At 47.2% G+C, this 2,562-nt stretch carries 3 protein-coding genes; all 3 read right to left on the reverse strand.

What is annotated here, in order from left to right; translation table 11 throughout:
* Positions 1–170: 170 nt before the first annotated feature.
* A complete protein-coding gene (locus WCO51_12265) occupies positions 171–1,496 on the reverse strand; it encodes a DUF262 domain-containing protein (GenBank protein ID MEI6514027.1) in 1,326 nt (441 codons plus the stop codon).
* Between the two features lie 19 nt (positions 1,497–1,515).
* On the reverse strand, positions 1,516–2,322 hold the full coding sequence (locus tag WCO51_12270) for a phosphoadenosine phosphosulfate reductase family protein (protein ID MEI6514028.1): 807 nt from the start codon (positions 2,320–2,322) through the stop codon (positions 1,516–1,518).
* Positions 2,319–2,562: hypothetical protein (locus WCO51_12275; GenBank protein MEI6514029.1), on the reverse strand; the 244-nt coding region annotated here is incomplete at its 5' end. The genes WCO51_12275 and WCO51_12270, both read right to left, overlap by 4 nt.

Consider the following 2,562-nt stretch of genomic DNA (forward strand, 5'->3'; position numbering starts at 1 on the left):
ATCGTCTCCAGTAATAGTGTCCTCACAACGATGAACTACCGCATTTCCTCCACACTCAATCCGATCTCCAATCTCATAATGTTGCCCAGAAACAGCCATGACTCTCTCTGCGACTCTGAAATCTTCGCCGCGTTTACTATCCAGATACAAATAAATGCTCATAAAAACTCTCACACATTCTGGTTAGGAGTGTCATCTGAGTTTCTTGCTACTTCGTCATCCCAAACAAAAAACCCCGTCCGGGCTGCTTCTTTGCAGGCACGATGAACAAATACGGCGTTCTGTAATTGATAACCAAGGGAAGTTATTGGCCATGTCAAAAAGGCGTTATCCTTTGAGAAATAATCACGATAATCGCGATTGCAAACCGGACAAGTCAACTCCTGCGCGGGACACATATCTTGTTCCTGATATCCGTCAAGAAGAATGTCCCGAAAATATTCAATACCGTTTTGAGGCGGCGGGGCGTGAAAATATCCACTGTGCAGAAAAAACTTAAGGAAATCACGGCGCCATGTTCTACTGCCTAGCGTATTACCCTGAGATACACACTTAACTGCATACTCGGAGAGAAGTTTTGCCCGCGATTGTGGTTCAATGTTCTCGTTAAGAAACCGCAAATCTTCACGGAGCAAGTCGAGCGAATGCGCATTCAAAATGCCCCCTGCCAGATGACAATCGTTAATTGCGGCAAACAAACTATAAAAATCCGCTTTTTGTCTGAACCTTGATTTTGAAAGAGGGAAGGCAATTGGATCAAAGATCTGATTCAAGTCTGCCAGGATAGAGCGGAACCGGGTGGATACGGCATCTTTATCAGCACTTTCCCATTCGGCGAATCTCTGATAGAAGGCGTCCAATGTTTCTTTTTTTTCCTGGGGCCCAGACAGAAGCGATGCGAGCAATTCGGATACATACTCTACATCTCCCATGCGCTTGCTATTCGCCAACGTAAAGATCCGTGCATCCTCAAAAAAGTTTTCTTCTGCGAACAGTTCTGAAAGCCTAAGGAATTCGCCGGGATAATCCGCTCTTCGCAACTCCTGCTTATTAAGCGCAAACGTATACTTATTCACTCTAGAGTAAATATCACGAACAATGTCATCAGAAGCATTCCGGATTTCGTTGACGTCGATCCTATATGACAGAAATTCCTCTTGGATCGTCTGCGGGAGTGCAGAGAATTTATAATTCAAAAATTGACCGCTATAGGGTTCTCCCAATACGAAACCATCGTGAAGAAAAGCCAAAATTGCCTTAATCCTCTGCTGACCGTCAATTACGATTCTGTAAGTATCCGCGTTCCGAACAACTGCCTGGAAAAACAGTTTGGGCATCGGTATGTTTCTCAGAATTGTATCCATGAGCATTACCTTTGCGGCATCTGACCATACCTCCCTTCTTTGAAAGTCTGGTCTTATCTCAAGACGTTGTGTGTTACTCCAATCTCGAATATCCGATATGGGATGAGAGCTCGATATCCAATTCCAACTCATTACATATTCTCCCTTTATTCTACAGCTGACAAATCAGGCATGAAACTCGCTCATCAACTACGTTCTCCATGCCAGCAAACACCTCTACCAGTTTCCTGTCACCACGTTTCATCTGGCGTCGCTTTTTGGCATCCGTCCACCTTTGGATAATGCCTTCGATATTCGCAGGCTTTCGCAGTTCACATAACGGCACCCCCTGGGTCCATGTGAATGTCTTGCCCTCTTTATCGCTGATTTTCTCGTAAGCTTCCGCTTCCGCAAATCGCTTGGGATATTTCTCAAGTAGGCGAACCCATTCAATCTGTTTCTGGAAGAAACAGAAGTAACAACCGGAATGGGTGCGGCCCCATTCCAGATAAGGAGGAAGTCCGATACCACTGTCCTGTAAAATGCGCATCACTCCCGCGTAGTCAATACCGTGTTCCTTGTAGGGAAACACCGCGCGGATGTTTGGCTTGGTGCTGATATAGCCAACGCGGTTCTCGTCAGCCCGTATACCAATGTAGCTAACGACATCATCATTCCCGACGTACTTCTCAAAGGGCTTCAACTTCAGCATCTTGGTGCACCAGCGCATGTTTGGTCCCGGTAAGTACCCGCCGTATACTTTTAACCAATGATCAAAACCGGCCTCAGCATTGATGCGTACGATCTTCTTGCCTAGATACGCCTCAACCCGATTTAGGTATTCGTAGGTCTCGTCAAGCTCTTTGCACGTATCACAGAACACGTATTCCATGTCGGCAACCTTATCGCGCATGAAGATCGCTAGCGCCGTGCTGTCCTTACCTCCAGACAGACTGAGAATATGGCGCGTCTTACTCATGATGGCGCACCGTCTAGTTTCCGCCAAAGCACTTTAGACGCCGCAGCGATCCCAATTCTTCCGTACTCCTTCAGGACCGCATCGATCGCGGCTTCGGCCTGCGCCAAAGCTCGCAGTTCTTTTTCCTGAATCATGATCACTTCTTGTCGTTCTTCGCCAGTTGTCTTCGTCAGGGCGACGCGTATGGCCTCGCCGGCACCGTGCTTCGCATGCTTAAAGCGGACCGCCTCCACCCTCTTC

This window comes from bacterium (assembly GCA_037131655.1).
Lineage (GTDB): Bacteria > Armatimonadota > Fimbriimonadia > Fimbriimonadales > JBAXQP01 > JBAXQP01.